This is a genomic window from Flavobacterium psychrolimnae (assembly GCF_003312425.1).
Classification (GTDB): domain Bacteria; phylum Bacteroidota; class Bacteroidia; order Flavobacteriales; family Flavobacteriaceae; genus Flavobacterium; species Flavobacterium psychrolimnae.
Genome location: NZ_QNUX01000009.1, coordinates 24,826 through 43,269, shown reverse-complemented (window position 1 = coordinate 43,269; position 18,444 = coordinate 24,826). Strand labels below are relative to the sequence as shown.

At 35.1% G+C, this 18,444-nt stretch carries 16 protein-coding genes; 9 read left to right on the top strand and 7 right to left on the bottom strand.

The genetic code is table 11. The features are described from left to right. Window position 1: 1 nt before the first annotated feature. The 3 genes from DR980_RS10425 to DR980_RS10415 form a co-directional block, all read right to left on the bottom strand. Window positions 2–979, bottom strand: coding sequence for a DUF4837 family protein (locus DR980_RS10425; protein WP_113635811.1), 978 nt, complete (start codon window positions 977–979; stop codon window positions 2–4). 48 nt (window positions 980–1,027) lie between these two features. Next, window positions 1,028–3,073, bottom strand: a complete 2,046-nt coding sequence (locus tag DR980_RS10420) for a LysM peptidoglycan-binding domain-containing protein (protein WP_113635809.1) — start codon at window positions 3,071–3,073, stop codon at window positions 1,028–1,030. 300 nt (window positions 3,074–3,373) lie between these two features. Further along, window positions 3,374–4,561, bottom strand: a complete 1,188-nt coding sequence (locus DR980_RS10415) for a phosphoglycerate kinase (protein ID WP_113635807.1) — start codon at window positions 4,559–4,561, stop codon at window positions 3,374–3,376. A 283-nt stretch (window positions 4,562–4,844) separates the two neighbouring features. On the opposite strand from DR980_RS10415, the gene DR980_RS10410 reads away from it, so the two are divergent. From DR980_RS10410 to DR980_RS10380, 7 genes are all read left to right on the top strand, one after another. Next, a complete protein-coding gene (locus DR980_RS10410; protein ID WP_113635805.1) occupies window positions 4,845–5,993 on the top strand; it encodes a DNA polymerase III subunit in 1,149 nt (382 codons plus the stop codon). Between the two features lie 4 nt (window positions 5,994–5,997). After that, a complete protein-coding gene (locus tag DR980_RS10405; protein ID WP_113635803.1) occupies window positions 5,998–6,381 on the top strand; it encodes a DoxX family membrane protein in 384 nt (127 codons plus the stop codon). Between the two features lie 52 nt (window positions 6,382–6,433). Further along, on the top strand, window positions 6,434–6,943 hold the full coding sequence (locus DR980_RS10400; RefSeq protein WP_113635802.1) for an acyl-CoA thioesterase: 510 nt from the start codon (window positions 6,434–6,436) through the stop codon (window positions 6,941–6,943). Between the two features lie 201 nt (window positions 6,944–7,144). Further along, the gene (recA, locus tag DR980_RS10395; RefSeq protein ID WP_113636065.1) at window positions 7,145–8,152 is read left to right on the top strand and encodes a recombinase RecA; all 1,008 of its coding nucleotides are present in this window, start codon (window positions 7,145–7,147) and stop codon (window positions 8,150–8,152) included. Between the two features lie 144 nt (window positions 8,153–8,296). Beyond that, on the top strand, window positions 8,297–8,704 hold the full coding sequence (locus DR980_RS10390) for a hypothetical protein (protein WP_113635800.1): 408 nt from the start codon (window positions 8,297–8,299) through the stop codon (window positions 8,702–8,704). 18 nt (window positions 8,705–8,722) lie between these two features. After that, window positions 8,723–9,265, top strand: coding sequence for an RNA polymerase sigma factor (locus DR980_RS10385; protein ID WP_113636063.1), 543 nt, complete (start codon window positions 8,723–8,725; stop codon window positions 9,263–9,265). Next, the gene (locus DR980_RS10380) at window positions 9,262–10,668 is read left to right on the top strand and encodes a hypothetical protein (protein WP_113635798.1); all 1,407 of its coding nucleotides are present in this window, start codon (window positions 9,262–9,264) and stop codon (window positions 10,666–10,668) included. The genes DR980_RS10385 and DR980_RS10380 overlap by 4 nt, the downstream gene beginning before the upstream one ends. Here DR980_RS10380 and DR980_RS10375 read toward each other — a convergent pair. Next, window positions 10,652–11,413: a lysophospholipid acyltransferase family protein gene (locus DR980_RS10375; protein WP_113635796.1), complete on the bottom strand. Its 762-nt coding sequence runs from the start codon at window positions 11,411–11,413 to the stop codon at window positions 10,652–10,654. The two genes, DR980_RS10380 and DR980_RS10375, sit on opposite strands and share 17 nt — an antisense overlap. Window positions 11,414–11,671: 258 nt before the next feature. Here DR980_RS10375 and trpS point away from each other — a divergent pair, with 258 nt between their 5' ends. Next, window positions 11,672–12,646 carry a tryptophan--tRNA ligase gene (gene trpS, locus DR980_RS10370; protein WP_113635794.1) on the top strand — a complete coding sequence of 325 codons (975 nt, stop codon included), beginning with the start codon at window positions 11,672–11,674 and terminating at the stop codon, window positions 12,644–12,646. 87 nt (window positions 12,647–12,733) lie between these two features. Here the strand turns inward: trpS and dprA are convergent, their stop codons facing one another. Then, window positions 12,734–13,834, bottom strand: a complete 1,101-nt coding sequence (dprA, locus tag DR980_RS10365; RefSeq protein ID WP_113635792.1) for a DNA-processing protein DprA — start codon at window positions 13,832–13,834, stop codon at window positions 12,734–12,736. 199 nt (window positions 13,835–14,033) lie between these two features. Between dprA and DR980_RS10360 the strand changes: the two genes are divergently transcribed. Continuing rightward, window positions 14,034–14,978, top strand: a complete 945-nt coding sequence (locus DR980_RS10360; RefSeq protein WP_113635790.1) for an HU domain-containing protein — start codon at window positions 14,034–14,036, stop codon at window positions 14,976–14,978. 310 nt (window positions 14,979–15,288) lie between these two features. Here DR980_RS10360 and DR980_RS10355 read toward each other — a convergent pair whose 3' ends face one another. Both DR980_RS10355 and DR980_RS10350 read right to left on the bottom strand, forming a co-directional pair. Continuing rightward, window positions 15,289–17,556 (bottom strand): helix-turn-helix domain-containing protein, encoded by a 2,268-nt coding sequence (locus DR980_RS10355; RefSeq protein ID WP_113635789.1) that lies wholly within the window; start codon window positions 17,554–17,556, stop codon window positions 15,289–15,291. A gap of 298 nt (window positions 17,557–17,854) precedes the next feature. After that, entirely contained in the window at window positions 17,855–18,421 is a 567-nt protein-coding gene (locus tag DR980_RS10350) for an OmpH family outer membrane protein (RefSeq protein WP_091166481.1), read from the bottom strand. Window positions 18,422–18,444 lie beyond the last annotated feature (23 nt).

Below are 18,444 nucleotides of genomic sequence, written 5' to 3'. Positions count from 1 at the left end.
ATTACCTTTTTGCAACAACAACTGATTTTATAATGGATTCCAGTTCATGCATCAAATCCCGTTTATCTTTTGAAGGCGCGTAACAAAATCCTTCTAATACCAAAACTCGGTTATATTCGGTATCAATAATAGCGTAATTAATAAAGGGACCGGACATGAAATCATTGTTCAGTTGCCAGGTTCCTTTTGTTTCAAAGGTTTCTTTCCCATCCAGATTAATCTTAAAAAGATACGGAGCATATGCCTCTTCAGTAATCATATTCGTCTCCGGTTCCTTTCCGCTAATGTATAATTTCCCAATGGAATCACGCATTTTGATTATACCGGAAATTAAATCAGCCTCTTTTTTGATTGTGTTTATGGGAACCTGATAAATTAAAAGGCTGGTATTTCCACCGATAATTTCTTTTTTTAGCCACAAAAAATTACTTTTTTGAAGCACATAAGCGTAACCGGAAGGAATTTGTATTGAAAGATGAAACTTATTCTCGATTACTTTAGAATCCATCAATGATTGGCTGTTTAATCGCTGACTCTCGGCGATTTCAGCTTCTTTGATTATCTGAATCATTTGTGGTGCATTTTTTTCAATGCAATCGATAATATCTGTTGCTGTTTTACCCGAAATATGAAATACGTTTTGAGGGGATGCGTATTGATTTTTGCGAATTTCGAACTTATTTTCCTCCGCTTTTTTGACCACAATAATTGCTCGGGTATCCGTCATAAATCCTTCTAAAAGTTTGACCGGATATTGATTGATGTTGAATAAAGGTTCTTCTTGAGGCAAACCTATAACTGGCGATGCAAATTTGTTTCGAATGCTGTCGCCAATGTCACCGTTCCACAATTGATCATCAATAATTACCGAAATAGTGTTGATTTTACCAGTAGTTTTACGCGGAAGATGATCATTTTCTTTTTTACAGGAAAACAATAGCAGAGCAACGAAAAGAAATAAAAAATGGGCTTTATTCATTATAATTCTATTATAAAATAAAACCCAAATTTATAGAAGTTTATTCTATTATCCGTTAATTTTTAACTTCATTCCGGGTTTAATATCTTCACTGCGAATACCATTCCATTTTTTCAAGTCGGAAATGGTCACGCCAGGATATTTTTTGGCAATGCTAAATAAAGAGTCTCCTTTTTTTACATAATAATCGGCACTTACTTTTTTAGCTGCTGACGTTGCATTTGATTTACTCTTGAAGGAATTAACTGTTGCTTTATCCGTGATAATCGCAATTTCATCTTTGGCAACAATTAATGTTTTTCCAATAGTAATTGTGTTGTCCGGTAGATTATTCCATTGTTTCAAATCAACTACGGAAGCCCCGAATTTGCTGGCGATATTCCCTAAATTATCTCCTTTCAAAACCACATATTCAATGTCTTTACGTACCGGATTTAAAGTCAGCTCTTTCTTTGAATCCAATCCAGTTTTGGCAATTTGTAATGACGTTCCATATTGTACCGTATCATTTGAAAGTCCATTCCATTCTTGAATTTCGGCAACGGTCACTTCGTATTTTTGAGCAATACTTCCCAAATTATCTCCTTTTTGAACCACATAAAGTGTAGAGGAATCCGTTGTCAATGGAGCTGAATTATTATTTATTTTTTCTTCTTTATTGCTTTTTGATTCTGAAGCTAATAAAGATTTATTTTTTGAGACTACAGCATCGATCTTAGGTTCAGCTTTTGCAGATGAATCGACACTCTGGCCTGTTACAATTTTCAGGCTTTTGCCATACGCAAGAGTATTACTTTTTAAGTTGTTCCATTTCTTTATATCAGAAACAGAAACATCGTATTTATTGGCAACAGCCGTTAGATTATCGCCTCGTTTTACTTTATAATAAGAAGTTTTAGGCTGCGTAGTGCGCTGAATCGTATAACTGGAAGTATCTTTTTGAACTATTGCTTTCATCACCTGAAAGGGTCTTTCGCGTTGGTCTAATTCATGTTGCGTGTACGCATAAATTTGATCTTCATTAGACGCAAAAACAGCAATTTTTTCTTGGGGTAATCTTAAATAATGATTTTGATCGTGATAAAATGGAACCACATTCAGTTTATACGACGGATTCAAAACTTGCAACTGAACTACAGGAACATCCAATAAATCAGATATTTGCTTGAAAGTCATTTGCTTTTTAATCATTATGGTATCCGTGGCAAAATGTTTCACTGTTGCTCTATTAGGAACAATTCCGTGTTCTTTATGGTATTCATAAATGTACATCGTTGCTAAGAAAGCCGGAACATATCCCTGTGTTTCTTTAGGAAGATTTTTTCTGATGTTCCAATAATTTTGCTGGCCGCCAGAGCGTCTGATTGCTTTTGAGACATTTCCCGGACCTGAATTGTAGGACGCCAAAACCAAATCCCAGTCACCAAATATTCGGTACATATTAGTCATGTATTGGGCGGCGGCTTCACTTGCTTTCAACGGATCACTGCGTTCATCCACATAGGAATCAATCTTTAACCCATATTGTTTTCCGGTTTGATACATAAATTGCCACAATCCGGTTGCTCCCATTTTAGAAACTGCTTTAGGATTTAAAGCGGATTCCACCACGGCTAAATATTTTATTTCTAATGGGACATTTTGTTTGGCTAAAGCCTCTTCAAAAACAGGAAAATAATACTCCGAAACTGCCATCAAACGTTCAAAAGATTTTTTTCGATTCTTCAAAAATGATTTGATGATGTTTTCTAATCCTTGATTGTATTCAATATTGAAAGGCGATTTCGCATCCATTGCAGCCAATCTTTCTTTGAGAAGTTCCGTTGATAATTCGTACTCAATTTTCTCATCGATATTGACATTCTTAATATCATCCGAAATGGTGTTGTACAAATCTAAATTAGTCAATTCCTTCATCCACAAACTATCTACGCAAGCGGCTAAATCGTCTTTTACGAACGTTTTTTTGATGGAATCTAAGTAGGATAATTTTGTTTCGAATCTTGAAATTTCTTTATTTTCAAAACTTTCTTGAGCAAACAATTGCGACGATAACAGCAGCAAAAGTGATAATGTGGTATTTTTTATATTCATATTTTTACGATCAAAGACCTATATTACAAATGATTACAAAGCTTGTTTTTACAAACTTAATAGGTTTAAACTAAAAATTTCTTTAAATATTGTTAAAAATGCAATCTTTGATGCATTTGCAAATAATTTTAGCTGTTTTGAAAGGTAAAACCACTTTAAAAAATCAAATTCTGAAATTTCACAAAAAAACCTCAGCAATAAATACTATCGCTAAGGTTTTCCGTTTAATCCTGATTTCCGTTTTCTTGATGTTTAATTAGCACCAATAAAACGGATTATAATGATTTTCTAATACAAGAATTAGTCTAAAATAGCTGCAATTCCGGGCAAAGTTCTACCTTCCAGCATTTCCAACATCGCTCCTCCACCGGTAGAGACGTAGCTTACTTTGTCTTCCAATCCAAATTGTTTTACTGCCGCCACTGAATCACCTCCACCTACAAGGGAGAACGCTCCGTTTGCAGTAGATTCTGCAATAAAGTTACCCAAAGCAATGGTTCCGTTAGCAAAATTTTCCATTTCAAAAACACCTAATGGTCCATTCCAAAGAATCGTTTTAGATTCCATGATTACTTTTTTGAAGTTTTCCAATGATTTTGGACCTGCGTCCAAACCTTGCCAACCGTCAGGAATTTCTTTTACATCAACAATTTGTGTTTCTGCATCATTTGAAAATGCATTTGCAGCAACAACATCAACAGGAATATGAATTTGAACTCCTTTTTCTTTAGCCAAACGCAAAATTTCCAAAGCTAGTTCTTGCTTGTCATCTTCACAGATAGAATCGCCAATTTTACCGCCTAATGCTTTTACAAAAGTAAAGGTCATTCCACCACCAATAATCATGTGGTCTACTTTGTCAAGAATATTCTCAATCACCGTGATTTTAGAAGATACTTTAGAACCACCAAGAACTGCTGTAACTGGTTTTTCACTATTTTTCAAAACTTTGTTCAAGCTTTCAATTTCTTTGGCCAATAACAATCCAAAACATTTCTCCGTTGGGAAAAACTGCGCGATAATTGTAGTCGAGGCGTGCGCTCTGTGTGCTGTTCCAAAGGCGTCATTCACGTAAATATCACCAAGTGACGCTAATTCTTTTGCAAAAGCAACATCTCCAGCTTCTTCTTCGCTATGAAAACGTAAATTTTCCAACAATAAAACTTCACCAGCCTGCAATTTTTCAGCTGCTGCTTTCGCTTCTGAACCAACGCAATCAGAAACAAATTGAACAGGTACACCAAGAATATCTGATGCTGTTTTAAGTATGTGTTTCAAAGAATATTTTTCTTCCACTCCTTTTGGTCTACCTAAATGCGACATCAAAATTACGCTTCCGCCTTGAGCAAGAATCGCGTCAATAGTAGGTTTTGCCGCTTCGATACGAGTTGCATCCGTTACATTGAAATTTTCGTCTAAAGGCACATTAAAATCAACACGAATTATGGCTTTTTTATTTGCAAAATTGAAATCACTTAACGTTTTCATCAGTCTGTTTTTTAGTTTGTTTTTTTTGAAAGAGTAACAAATATAGAACTTTTAAATTATTAATAAATTAGGGAAAACGATATAAAATCAATTTTAAGCAACGAAATCGTTGTAAATTAATAAATAATGTTTCTTTTTAATACTTTATGTGTTTTTTGTTCGAAATAAAGACAAATTAAATTTTAAAAATAAATACCTTAATTACCACTTCTCTGCACTTGCTTCTACTGAAACTTTGCCTGCTAAAATTTTAGACTAAACCATTTTCTGCTATCTTTGCTTCATGCAATTTTCAGAAATTTTAGGACAAGAACACATCAAAAGTCATTTGACAAAAAGTGCTGATTTGGGCCGAATTCCACATGCACAATTATTTGTTGGTCCCGAAGGAAGTGGTACCTTACCTATGGCGATTGCTTATGCACAATACATTATTTGCAGCAATCAAAACGCCGAAAACACCGGTTCAAATGAAGCGTGCAACATCAAATTCCAGAAAACTTCGCATCCGGATTTGCATTTTATTTATCCTACGGTCAGCACCGATGAAGTAAAAACAAAACCAAAAAGCATTGATTTTATCACGGAATGGCGTCATTTTTTAGAACATAATCCGTACGGAAGTTTGTTTGATTGGTACCAAATGCTTGGTGTTAAAAATAAACAAGGCGAAATCAGGGTTGATGATGCGCAGGAAATCTTGAAATCCTTAGCTTTGAAATCTTATGAAGGCGGATACAAAATAATGATTATTTGGATGGCCGATAAATTGAATATCGCCGCATCTAATAAACTACTGAAATTATTGGAAGAACCTACAGACAGAACGGTTTTTATCCTGATTTCAGAAAATGAAGAAGATATTATTCAAACCATTCGCTCCCGATGCCAAGTTTTGCATTTTAATGGATTAAGCGAAAAAGTAATCTCTGAAGCTTTAGTTTCAAAAGAAAATATAGAATCTAAAACCGCTGTAAAAATAGCACATCAGGCACAAGGAAATTTCAACAAAGCATTACAATTACTGCAACCGGACAGCGAATCCGTTTTTTTTGAAAAATGGTTTGTCGATTGGGTTCGAGCTGCTTTTAGAGCTAAAGGAAACGCCGCAGCAATTCAGGATTTGATTCAATGGAGCGAGCAAATTGCTGGTTTAGGAAGAGAAACCCAGAAGAAATTTTTACATTTTTGTATCGACATGTTCCGTCAGGCATTGTTGTTGAATTACCAAACGCCAAGTTTAGTTTACATGGAGCCGCAAGTAGAAAAGTTCAAATTGGAGAATTTTGCGCCTTTCGTAAACGGCAACAACATCAACGATATTTTCAAAGAACTTTCAGAAGCAATGTATCATATAGAACGCAACGGAAACGCCAAAATTATTCTCACCGATTTATCCATAAAACTGACCCGATTAATCCACAAAAAATAAAAACATGAACAACATTACTTCTATTTTAATTTTAATTTTCCTGGCCATCACTTTCCTTCAGTCCGGTTACGACAAACTGTTTTATTGGAAAGACAATGTAGACTGGTTAAAAGGCCATTTTGCCAAAACACCACTAAAAAACCAAGTACCATTGGCGTTGCTAAACATTCTTATTTTGGAATTAATTTCCGGGATTTTATGTGTGGTGGGTTGTATCGAATTATTTGTGAACAACGGAAGAATATTTGGTTTTTACGGAGCCGTTTTCTCGTGTATCACGTTATTGATGTTGCTTTTTGGACAACGATTGGCCAAAGATTATGATGGCGCCAGAACAATTGTAATCTATTTTATCCCAGCAATATTGGCCGTTTATTGGTTAAATTAATATTGCAACTTACTATTTTGAATAACAACAATTCTCTTTTTATATAAAAAAAATGACTCCAAAACATCCTTCAGAATCCCTGACAACATTAACCGATTTAGTTTTGCCAAGCGAGACCAATCCTTTGAACAATCTTTTTGGAGGAGAATTATTAGCCCGTATGGATCGCGCAGCGAGTATTGCGGCACGACGACATTCCAGAAGAATTGTGGTGACAGCATCCGTAAATCACGTAGCGTTCAATAGAGCCATTCCACTAGGAAGTGTAGTGACTGTTGAGGCTAAAGTTTCTAGAGCTTTCAAGAGTTCGATGGAAATATACATTGACATTTGGGTCGAAGACAGAGAATCTGGTAATAAAACCAAAGCCAATGAAGCAATTTACACTTTTGTGGCCGTGGATGATACCGGAAGACCCGTTGAAGTACCCCAAATTGTGCCGGAAACAGAATTGGAAAAACAACGTTTTGAAGCTGCATTGCGACGCAAACAGTTGAGTTTAGTTTTAGCCGGAAAAATGAATCCGCATGACGCAACCGAATTAAAAGCGTTGTTCATTTAATACCCATAATTGACTCGTAATTTTTAATTCAAAATAGATTTAAAATATTCTTGAAAGAGAAATTTTTAATTAAAAAAAGAAGTATTTTTACAAAACAAATGTTCAGTTTACAAATGAAATTTATAGGATAATTAGTCATCCTGTCAGTTTCTTACCGTTATAAAATAATACAAATAGATGAAAGAAAAGGTAAAAGAGAAGATGAGTACAGAGAAAGAATCCAAATTAAAAGCGCTGCAACTTACGCTTGACAAATTAGACAAAACCTACGGAAAAGGGACAGTAATGAAAATGGGCGACAAAGCCATTGAGGAAGTAGAAACTATTTCTTCCGGGTCTTTAGGAATCGATTTGGCGTTAGGAGTTGGCGGTTATCCAAGAGGTAGAATTATTGAAATATACGGTCCGGAATCTTCTGGAAAAACCACGTTGACACTTCACGCTATTGCTGAAGCTCAAAAAGCGGGTGGAATTGCTGCTTTTATTGATGCAGAACACGCTTTCGATAGAAATTATGCTGAGAAATTAGGTGTAGATATCGAAAACTTAATCATCTCACAACCAGACAACGGAGAACAAGCATTAGAAATTGCAGAGAACTTGATTCGTTCCGGAGCAATTGACATTGTTGTAATTGACTCGGTTGCTGCGTTGACGCCAAAAAGTGAAATTGAAGGCGAAATGGGAGATTCTAAAATGGGATTACACGCCCGTTTGATGTCTCAAGCATTGCGTAAATTGACAGGAACAATCAGCAAAACGCATTGTACCGTTTTCTTTATCAACCAATTGAGAGAGAAAATTGGAGTAATGTTTGGAAATCCAGAAACTACAACGGGTGGAAATGCATTGAAATTCTATGCTTCGGTACGTTTAGATATCCGTCGTTCTACACAAATTAAAGATGGTGACAACGTCCTTGGAAACAGAACCAAAGTAAAAGTGGTGAAAAACAAAGTAGCTCCGCCATTTAAAATTGCTGAATTTGACATCATGTATGGTGAAGGAATTTCAAAAACAGGAGAGATTTTAGATCTTGCTGTTGAGTTTGAAATCATCAAAAAAGCAGGATCTTGGTTCAGTTACGGTGAAACCAAACTTGGACAAGGTCGTGATGCGGTTAAGTCTTTAATCAAAGACAATCCAGAACTGGCTGATGAACTTGAAGTGAAAATAAAAGCTAGAATAAAAGAACTAGCAGAAGCATAAATACTAAAACCCGTCTCGCACCTAAAAGTCAGACGGGTTTTTTCATTTTTAAACGCAACCTTTTTTTTAAAATCTCATCTATTAAGAAACCGTCGATAAAACTTTTAGACTGACGGAATAGTGTTAACTTTTAAATTTTTAAAGATGAAAAAAATAGTTTTACTTACTCTGTTTTTATTAACATTAATGGGTTGTAGTATTGATGATGATCAACCAAATTACAGTTATGAAGTGCTTGCAGTAGACAGCTACACGGTGCCACAATCTTTCACCTTGGGACAAACCTATGAAATAAAATTGAAGTACAAAAAACCCTCCGATTGCCATTCTTATCAAGGGATATATTACGATAAAAATTTAAATGTAAGAACCATTGGAATACAAACTGCAGTTCTTGAAAGCACAAATTGTACCCCTTTAACCATTGAGCCTATTGAAGTTTCTTTTAATTTTTTAGTAACCAATACCGGATCCTATATCTTTAAGTTTTACAAAGGTGAGGATGCTAATGGTCAAAATATATTTGAAGAAGTTGAAATTCCAGTGAATTAATTAATGACCGTAAAAACTGTGGTATTAGATCAAATCATTAATCAATGCAAAAAAAACTGCCCCAAGGCACAAGAGCAATTGTACCAATTGTTTTCTAAAAAATTCTTTGGGGTTTGTTTAAAATATTCCCGTGATTATGCAGATGCCGAAGACAATCTACAAGATGGGTTTTTGATTATTTTTGATAAAATTGAGCAGTTCAACTTTAAAGGCTCTTTTGAAGGATGGGCAAAGAGAATAATGATCAATAATGCCCTTCAAAAATTCAGAGGCGTTCGATACATGGAAATTATAAACGACAATATTCCTGAGGAAGAAGTCGAAATTGAAGACGAAAATATTTCTATCGAGTATTTAATGCAAATTATTCAAGAGTTACCGGACCAATACCGGTTAGTTTTTAGTCTTTACGTACTTGATGGATATTCTCATAAAGAAGTTTCTGAAATGCTCAAAATCAGTACCGGAACCACAAAGTCAAATCTTGCGAGAGCTAGAACCATCTTGAAAGAAAAAATTGATCATTACACAAAAATTAAAATAAATTCATTGGCAAAATGAACGATAAAAAAAATATAGACCGGTTTTTTCAAGAACGATTCAAGGATTTTGAACTGCCTCCGAATGAACAAGTCTGGAAAAATATCCAAACTGAATTAAAAAAAGAGAAGAAAGAGCGAAAAGTAATTCCGTTATGGATAAAATTCCCGGGAATTGCGGCCGCATTTCTATTGGGTTTATTTGCTTTGAACAGTCTTTTGAATAATAATCCTGATGGACAAAACGGTATTGTTGTATCGCCAGAAATTTTAAAAAACTCTTCGAAAATCACGGATTCTATTGTTAAAAAGAAGAGTAACACATTGGAAATTAAAAAAGAACTTCCAGTTGTTGAGAACATAATTAAAACGGAACAAAAAGATGGAAAAGAATTTACATCCACAAATCAATCTGAGATCCATTCGAATAAGAAGAAAACTCAAACTAATGCTGTTGTTTCTTTACAAAAAAATCATCCTTCGGTAAAACAAGAAACAACAAACACCACGGAACTTTCGACTAAAGTGATTATCGGTGAAACGAATAATGTATCAAATCAAACCTTCGGAAAAGAGCGTTTAAACGATACTGAAAACACTAAAATTGCTGCGATAGATTCTAAAAAGCAGCCATTAAATTCTTTTGAATCGCCGAACGAATTAGAAGAAATCCTAAAAAACAAAAAAGTAAAAGACAAAGAAGTTGTTGTTCTTAGTTCAAAAAACAAGTGGCAAATTACTCCAAATGTTGCTGCCGTATATCTGAATTCGAATTCAGGAGGTTCCGCTATTGATCCACAATTTTCAGAAAATCAAAAAACGATGGATAATAGCTTAAGTTTTGGCGTTGGGGTTAATTATGCAGTTTCTAAAAAAGTGACCTTACGAAGCGGAATTAACAAGCTCTCGCTGGGATATAACACGAATAACGTAGTATATTCGACAGGTTTGGCAAATAATAACCTGGCAAATATTAATTATACTTCAACTGCGTTAATAGAGATAAAAAACGGATCTAATTTGAATATGTTGTCCTTGTTTGAAATCAACTTACAAAAAACAAATACAGGCGCTATCAATCAAAAAATGGGATATTATGAAGTCCCACTGGAGGTTTCCTATACTGTTTTGGATAAAAAATTTGGAATTAACCTTATTGGTGGTGTGAGTACTTTGTTTCTAAACCAAAATAAAATTTCGCTGGTTTCCTCAGAAACGAATATTACATTAGGAGAGGCACGTAATTTGAATCAAATTAATTTCAGTACTAATGTTGGTGTTGGTTTTCAATACCAATTCGTGAAATCATTTAAAATTAATTTTGAACCCATGCTGAAATACCAGATGAACACGTTTTCAAGCAATTCCGGTAATTTCAAACCAATCTTCGTTGGGTTATACTCTGGAATCAGTTATAGTTTTTAATCACATCAGCATCAAAAGCCATCAGTTGATTGTATATTATTTCACGAACTTCCTCGCGAATCTCTTTGCGGTCAGTACCCGTTTTACCTAAAGTTTCTATGTGTGAATGCATTTTGACACGCATAATTCCCGGGCTTCCGCTAAAAAAAGTATAGGAAAACCTCTTCTTGTTATCGGCAAAAGTAATTGGAACAATAGGAATTTCGTGTTCTATCGCCAAGCGAAAAGCACCATCTTTGAAAGTATCCAAAACTACAGATTCATCATCCGGAACGCCACCTTCGGGAAAAATACAAATGCTTAATCCTTGATTGATTCTTTTTTGAGCGCGGTTAAAAACTTCCATTCTACTTTTTGAAGAACTTCTGTCCACTAAAATACAGGTTCTTTTATAGAAAAACCCGAACAAAGGAATTTTCGAGAGTTCTTTTTTACCCACAAAAACAAACGGATTTCTGGTCAGGGCAAGCATCAGCATAATATCAGCCATAGAAGTATGATTGGCAACAATCATGTAACTTTTTTGGTATTCCATTTCTTGGCTTTTATCTATTTTATAATAAAATCCCATCCCGAAAAGAATAAATTTTGCCCAAATACGCGCCATCTTAAAAAAATAAGGATAGCCGCTTTCTGTCAAAATAGACAATACCAGAAAAGGAAACATCACCAATATGGGAATGGCCATCAAAATATAAAACCAAATGCGCCACAATACCCAAAAAATAATTTTCAATCCTCTCATAGGTTCAAAAGTAAGAAATCAGATCTTATGATGCTCAAAAAATATTCTTCGGTTTTTCAACATATAAGTCATCAAAGTTTTTATGTTACTACTCAATTATAACTCGTTCTTTTAATCATCAACGTTTTACAGACTTAAATGACTTATATGGTTAAAAAAATTACTAACACCATTTAAAGTAAGTTGATTTTATAATTTGCGAATTTGCGGTAAAAAATAAAAAACTTTGCGAACTTTGCGCTTAAGAAAAAAGAAATAATGGCAAAAATACTTACAGGCGTTCAAAGTACCGGAACACCGCATCTAGGAAACTTACTTGGCGCAATCATTCCCGCAATAGCATTATCAAATAAACCGGAAAACGAATCGTTTCTTTTCATTGCCGATTTACATTCGATAACACAAATAAAAAACGGTGAAACCTTACGAACCAATACCTACAGTACCGCTGCAGCTTGGCTTGCCTGTGGTTTGAATGTGGACAAAGTTGTTTTCTACAGACAGTCAGACGTACCACAAACAGCTGAATTATCTTGGTATTTGAGTTGTTTTTTTCCTTTTCAACGCTTGACATTAGCGCATTCTTTCAAAGACAAAGCCGATAGACTTGAAGATGTAAACGCTGGTTTGTTTACTTATCCAATGCTGATGGCTGCTGATATTTTATTATACGATGCTGAACTGGTTCCCGTAGGGAAAGACCAATTGCAACACGTTGAAATCACTCGTGATGTAGCATCCCGTTTCAACCACCAAATGGGAGAAACTTTCGTACTTCCCGAAGCCAAAATTCAGGAAGACAGCATGTTGATTCCGGGAACCAACGGCGGAAAAATGAGTAAATCAGCCAATAATATTATCAACATATTCCTAGATGATAAAGCCTTACGCAAACAAGTGATGAGCATTGAAACCGACAGCACGCCACTAGAAGATCCTAAAAATCCAGACACTTGCAATGCTTTTGCTATTTATTCTTTATTAGCAAATGAAGAACAAATCGCAGCGATGAAAGCCAATTACCTTGGTGGAAATTATGGTTACGGTCATGCTAAACAAGCTTTATTTGAATTGATTACAGAAACTTTCAAAACCGAAAGAGAAAAATACAATTACTACATCAATAACCTTCCTGAAGTTGATGCTTTACTGAAGAAAGGAGCCGAAAAAGCAGCTGCTGTTGCCAATGTAGTTCTTGCAAGAGTGAGAGAAAAACTAGGATTTGAGGTGTAACAATCCATTTTTAAAACATATAAGTCATATGAGTTTTTTATAGTTTAATACTATTTCACTAAAGCTTATATGACTTCTATGTTAAAATCAAATCGCCTCAAACAATTTCCCCGGCAAAGGTCGTATCACGCCTTTCAATTCCATATTCAATAGCATTCCTGAGATTTTATAAATAGGAAAATCACAGCGCAAAGCTATAATATCCATGAGTTCTTTCCCGGTTTTAAGGAGGTAATCGTATACTTTTTGTTCGTCTTCATCTAAGCTTACAAACAATTGTTTTTGTACCGGTTTTGTTTCTTTTTGAATGTCCCAATTCAAAATATAAATCAAATCGGCGGCACTCGTCAAGACATTTGCTTTTTGGGTTTTTATCAGGTTGTTACAACCCTGGCTGTACTTATCTGTAACACGTCCCGGAACCGCAAAAACATCACGATTGTAATCATTCGCCATATTCGCCGTGATTAAAGATCCGCCTCTTTCGGCTGATTCAATTACGATTGTTGCTTCAGCCATTCCCGCAACAATTCGGTTTCTTTTTACGAAATTTTCTTTATCTGGATTGGATGAACTCCAAAACTCGGTCATAAAACCACCGTTCTGTTCGACTTTCGACACATATTTTTTATGGGTTTTCGGGTAAATTTGGTTCAACCCATGTGCCACCACGCCTATCGTCTGTAAATTATGTTCCATCGCCAGTTGATGCGCCACAATATCAACACCATAAGCAAAACCACTCACGATTATAGGATCCAGCGGAGCCAAATCTTCTATCAATTTTCTGCAAAATTCAGTTCCGTATGAGGTAATTTGGCGCGTTCCTACAATACTGATTATTCTTCTGTTTTTTAAATTGATAATTCCAGATGCGAATAATAAAAGTGGTCCGTCAATACAATGTTTCAACCGTTCCGGGTATTCCTCGTCCAAAAAATAAACTGCATTAATTTCATTTGCTTTTATAAACTCCAGTTCTTGAGTTGCTTTTTCGAAAACCGATTTGTCTCTTAAATTTTTCAGCAAAACAGCCCCTACTCCATCAATAGCAGCAAGTTGCGATGCCTTAGTATTAAAAACCGCTTCCGCAGTTCCAAAATGAGTCAGCAATTTTTTGGCCATTATGTCGCCCACGCCTTCTATTCTTTGCAATGCCAATAAATAAAATAAATCCTGCTCTTTCATATGTAGATAATACTTGTTTTTTATTGGAATATGGAATACGCCAGTTTAAAAAAATCTTTATTTATATTTGTATAACGATTAAACATGGCTATTTCATGCTAATTATTTGAGAGTGAAATGTATAAATTTTTATGCGAATTGTTAATAAAAATTGTGAATAAAATTTTGATAACTATTTTGGTTGTATAACTTTGTAAGTATGAAAATCGAACTATACATCGCGCAGCTTTTATACCGTTATCAATGTGTTACCGTTCCTGGTTTCGGAGCTTTTTTGACCGAAATTCAATCGGCTAAACTAAACGAAAGTACAAATTCATTTTCTCCACCTAAAAAAATGATTGCTTTCAATGCAAATCTGAAAAATAATGATGGTTTGTTAGCCAATCATATCGCTTTAGCAGAGAAAACTTCTTATGAATATGCCGTAAGTAAAATTCAATACGAGGTATTTAATTGGAAAAAAGCATTTGAAGAAAACGAACTTATTTCAATAAAAAATGTAGGTGATCTTCGTTTGAATGCGGATAAAAACATTGTTTTCACGCCTTACGATCAAACGAATTATTTAACGAGTTCTTTTGGATTGGCTCCTTTTGTTTCTCCTCTTGTAAAAAGAGAAATATTTGAAAAAGAAGTAGAAGCAATCGAAGAAAAAGCAACCATCACTATGGTTCCTGAGACAAGAACAGCAAATCCATATTTAAAATACGCTGCTATTTTTGTAATAGGATTAGGTCTTGCAGGAAGTGTGGGTTATCCAATGTACCAAAACCAAATCGCCTCAGAAACGATTCTTGTTGAAACTGCCGTTCAAAAACAAGTTCAAAATAAAATTCAGCAAGCCACTTTCTTCATTGAAAGTCCAGTTCCTGCCGTTACGCTTACTTTAAAATCTGACAAGGAAATAAAAATGCCGTATCACATTATGGCCGGCGTGTACAGAGAAGAAAAAAATGCCAATAAAACATTGCGAATTTTAAATCGCTTAGGATATAATGCCAAACGCATCGCTCCCAATAAAAACGGTTATTTTCCAGTTTTGTATGGCAGTTACGCCACGTTTGCTGAAGCAGAAAAAGCAAAAAAAGAAATCAATGAAAAGCACAATCCCGAAGCTTGGATATTGATTCAATCACTATAAAACAAAAACCCTATTCTTACCGAATAGGGTTTTTTAGTTCATAACATCTTATTAATTAAGCTAAAAGAATACTTTATATATCCATATAAAAACTCGAACTCACAAAAATTATTTTAACAAACAAAACGATTTATTATGTAAACAATGAGGTTTAGAGTTTAAGAGAATTCGCTTGTGTTTCTGCATTAAGTTTTAGTTTTTTTAAACAAAATCATCAAGTTAGACTCAATACATTAATAATTTTTAAAACATGAACTCTTAGTCTCTAAACCTCATTGTTGGTGAAAAAATCATTTCCTTTTTCAAATTTCTAATTTAAACTTGCTTTGTACATTCTCGCTTCTTCCCATGAGAATTTATGACCGTGTTTTTCCATCATAGTATTCAGTGATTCTTCTTTATATCCGGCAAAAGCAGTTGCTAAATCCTGAATTTTATCCTCCGGTAATACTTCCGAAATAGATACCGCTTTGGTTTGTATCAACTTTACAAAATGGGAGTAAATCGTTTGTTTGGTCAGAACCCTGATTGTCGCAATATCCTCAATTGATTTCTTTTCGACCCACAAATCATAGGTTTCCTGAACTGTTGATTTTTTAGGCACTGCTGTTTTGGATTTTTTCGCAGTATAGCGCTCCACATCCCTATCGTCTTCAATCAACGTAATATTTAATTCCTTGAACTGATTTTGTATGGCTTCCGTTTTACGGCTGATGTATTTTTTTATTTCTGAGGACGTCAATTTCTCTTTCGAAATGGTTTCTCCCGCCACAACGGTTTCTATCAATAATTTGGCCTTCATTAAGCGCAGAACGGCCTTGGTTTGCAATTCTTCCAAAACAATTAATTCATCATAAAATGCTTTTACTTTTTTGATGCGTTTTACTTCTTCAATTTTCCAAAGGATTTCAAATACTAAGTCGTCCATTGGTTTCAAAAAATAACTAAAAGCAGCTTGAATGCGTTCCGAAACATGATTCAAATCGACAGTTTCCTGACCAAAAAGTTTATTCAATTGTGAAATGAATTTTTTGGATGGATCCAAAAGCTGTTCGATGACTTCCGTTTGCTTTTTGGCCCACAAAGCATGTTTGGATTTTCCTGAAACTTCCGAATTTTCGTTGTAACTGAATCGGTGATTCCGCCATTCCTGAGCCAAATCATTCCAATCGAACGTGTTTATCAGATAGTTATGAATGAAATTCTTGGTTTCAAAATGCAATGCATTCTCTAAAAACGAATCCGAAGCTTTGTTCAACGAATAATCCATCACATCCTGATCGTTTGAAATGCCGTTCATGCGCAGCGGGGAAAGCAAAATAAGCCCTTCTAACGAGCGTAAACGCGATAATGCAACATAGGCCTGTCCCGGAAGAAAAACTTGCGAAACATCAAGCGCTGCTTTATCAAATGTCAATCCCTGGCTTTTATGAACCGTAATTGCCCACGCCAATTTGATGGGATAATGTACAAAAGTTCCCAAAACCTCTTCTTCAATTTCTTTGGTAGTTTCATCTACTTTGTAGCGGATGTTTTGCCATTCGTATTTTTCGACTTCTATGGTTTTATTTTCTTCAGGAAAATGAACCAGGATTTCCTGACTTGAAAGCGATTTGATAACGCCCATTTTTCCGTTGAAATAGTGCTTATCAAAAGACAAATCGTTTTTTACAAACATGATTTGCGCTCCCACTTTCAACTGCAGTTGTTGTTCCACAGGGAATATCTTGTCCGGAAAATCTCCTGTTATATCAGGTTTATAAACCACTAACTTTCCTTCTAAGTCTTCCAATGCCTGCGCATTCATTGAATCGGCTTTGTTATTGTGCGTGGTTAATGTTATATATCCTTTATTTGCTTTTAAATCAAAATCAGGTTTTACATATTGGTTTAAAGTTTGAATGTCTTGCTGGGAAATCTGGTTGTTGCGAAGATTATTCAAAACAGAAATAAACGTATCATCAGTCTGGCGAAAAATCTTAGACAATTCAATGTATAAAGGCGGATGTTGCTGCACAACATGCGAATGAAAAAAGAATTTTCCTTTATAATAGGTTTTCAGCGTACGCCATTCTTCGTCTCGAATTACCGGTGGCAACTGCAATAAATCTCCAATATACAAGACTTGGACACCACCAAAAGCGGTACTTTTTTTTCGAACGGTTTGCATCATATAATCCATAGCGTCCAATAAATCTGCTCGAAGCATACTGACTTCATCGATAATCAACAACTCCATATTGCGAATTACTGATTTCTTCAAACCGCTCATTTTGAAATGCCTTCGCAACGTAGCTTTGGTTTCAAATTTGGTGCTTTCGGAAAATTGAGGCGATGAATTATCCGGAATAAATCCTCCAAACGGCAACTGAAACATCGAATGAATGGTAACACCGCCAGCATTAAGCGCGGCAATTCCTGTTGGAGCCACAACAACTGTATTCTTGTGGGTTGTTTGAATAATTTCCCGTAAAAGGGTGGTTTTTCCCGTTCCTGCTTTCCCAGTAAGGAAAACGGATCGATGGGTTTGATTGATGAATCGTAAAGTGTAAGCGGCGGCTTCTGAAATGGTTTGCATTAGGCGTGTATATATAAAGCTAAAGTATTGAAAATTAGGAATACTATTTTAATTTTCGGAAAACATTTTAGGATTAAAATTCAACTATTTTTTAGCCCCGATAGCAGCGAAAATCCTCGAAATTTAGTAAGTGATTTTTTTCTGGCCGGAAAAGAGCGACCAACGGAAGCTCCTTTTATGGGTTAGAAAAAACACTTGCTAAACGAGAGATTACAGCGGATAGCGGGAAATAGCTTCAAAAAAAATGCCTTCAATCTAAAGCTAGACGAAGGCAATTTTTTGAATTAATATAAAAAAATTATTTTTTAGCTTCTGCTTTTTCTTCTGTTTTAGCAGGCGCTTTATATTTGTCGTTCAAACCTTTAATGATTTCTTTAGTGATATCAAATTTGTCTTCAGCGTATAAAATTGAAGCCGCGTCACCTGTACCGTAGATGTATGCATATCCTTTTTCTTTTCCGTACGCTTTGATGAATTTTTTTACTCCGCTTACTAAAGAATCCATTTCTTTTCCGCTCTCCACTTGCAATTCTTGAGACAATGCTTGTTGTGCGTAGCTTAATTGTTGTTCTTTCTTTTGCAATTCAGCACCTTTTTGTTGTGCCCACGCTTGACCATTAGCTTGTGCCTGCGCTTGAAAACTTGCTGCTTCTTGCTTGAATCTTGCAATTTCAGCTTCTAGTTGTCTTCCTTTTTCTTCTGCTTTAGTTTTATATTTTGCTTCAAGGTCTTTTGCCTCTGTATATTCTTTCATTAATTCAGAAGTGTCTACGTAAGCTGTTTTTACTTCTTTAGCTGCTTCGGCTGGTTTGTTACAAGCAACAATTGAAATTGATAACGCGATAATTAATAATGCTTTTTTCATTTTGATAAATTTCTAGTTTTGAG

What these genes read in the sequence shown, in the direction of transcription:
- dprA (WP_113635792.1), bottom strand. Translation starts at nt 13,834, where the DNA reads ATGAAAGAGCAGGATTTATTTTATTTATTGGCATTGCAAAGAATAGAA.
- DR980_RS10425 (WP_113635811.1), bottom strand. Translation starts at nt 979, where the DNA reads ATGAATAAAGCCCATTTTTTATTTCTTTTCGTTGCTCTGCTATTGTTT.
- DR980_RS10375 (WP_113635796.1), bottom strand. Translation starts at nt 11,413, where the DNA reads ATGAGAGGATTGAAAATTATTTTTTGGGTATTGTGGCGCATTTGGTTT.
- DR980_RS10415 (WP_113635807.1), bottom strand. Translation starts at nt 4,561, where the DNA reads ATGAAAACGTTAAGTGATTTCAATTTTGCAAATAAAAAAGCCATAATT.
- DR980_RS10350 (WP_091166481.1), bottom strand. Translation starts at nt 18,421, where the DNA reads ATGAAAAAAGCATTATTAATTATCGCGTTATCAATTTCAATTGTTGCT.
- DR980_RS10380 (WP_113635798.1), top strand. Translation starts at nt 9,262, where the DNA reads ATGAACGATAAAAAAAATATAGACCGGTTTTTTCAAGAACGATTCAAG.
- DR980_RS10400 (WP_113635802.1), top strand. Translation starts at nt 6,434, where the DNA reads ATGACTCCAAAACATCCTTCAGAATCCCTGACAACATTAACCGATTTA.
- trpS (WP_113635794.1), top strand. Translation starts at nt 11,672, where the DNA reads ATGGCAAAAATACTTACAGGCGTTCAAAGTACCGGAACACCGCATCTA.
- DR980_RS10405 (WP_113635803.1), top strand. Translation starts at nt 5,998, where the DNA reads ATGAACAACATTACTTCTATTTTAATTTTAATTTTCCTGGCCATCACT.
- DR980_RS10360 (WP_113635790.1), top strand. Translation starts at nt 14,034, where the DNA reads ATGAAAATCGAACTATACATCGCGCAGCTTTTATACCGTTATCAATGT.
- DR980_RS10420 (WP_113635809.1), bottom strand. Translation starts at nt 3,073, where the DNA reads ATGAATATAAAAAATACCACATTATCACTTTTGCTGCTGTTATCGTCG.
- DR980_RS10410 (WP_113635805.1), top strand. Translation starts at nt 4,845, where the DNA reads ATGCAATTTTCAGAAATTTTAGGACAAGAACACATCAAAAGTCATTTG.
- DR980_RS10390 (WP_113635800.1), top strand. Translation starts at nt 8,297, where the DNA reads ATGAAAAAAATAGTTTTACTTACTCTGTTTTTATTAACATTAATGGGT.
- DR980_RS10355 (WP_113635789.1), bottom strand. Translation starts at nt 17,556, where the DNA reads ATGCAAACCATTTCAGAAGCCGCCGCTTACACTTTACGATTCATCAAT.
- recA (WP_113636065.1), top strand. Translation starts at nt 7,145, where the DNA reads ATGAGTACAGAGAAAGAATCCAAATTAAAAGCGCTGCAACTTACGCTT.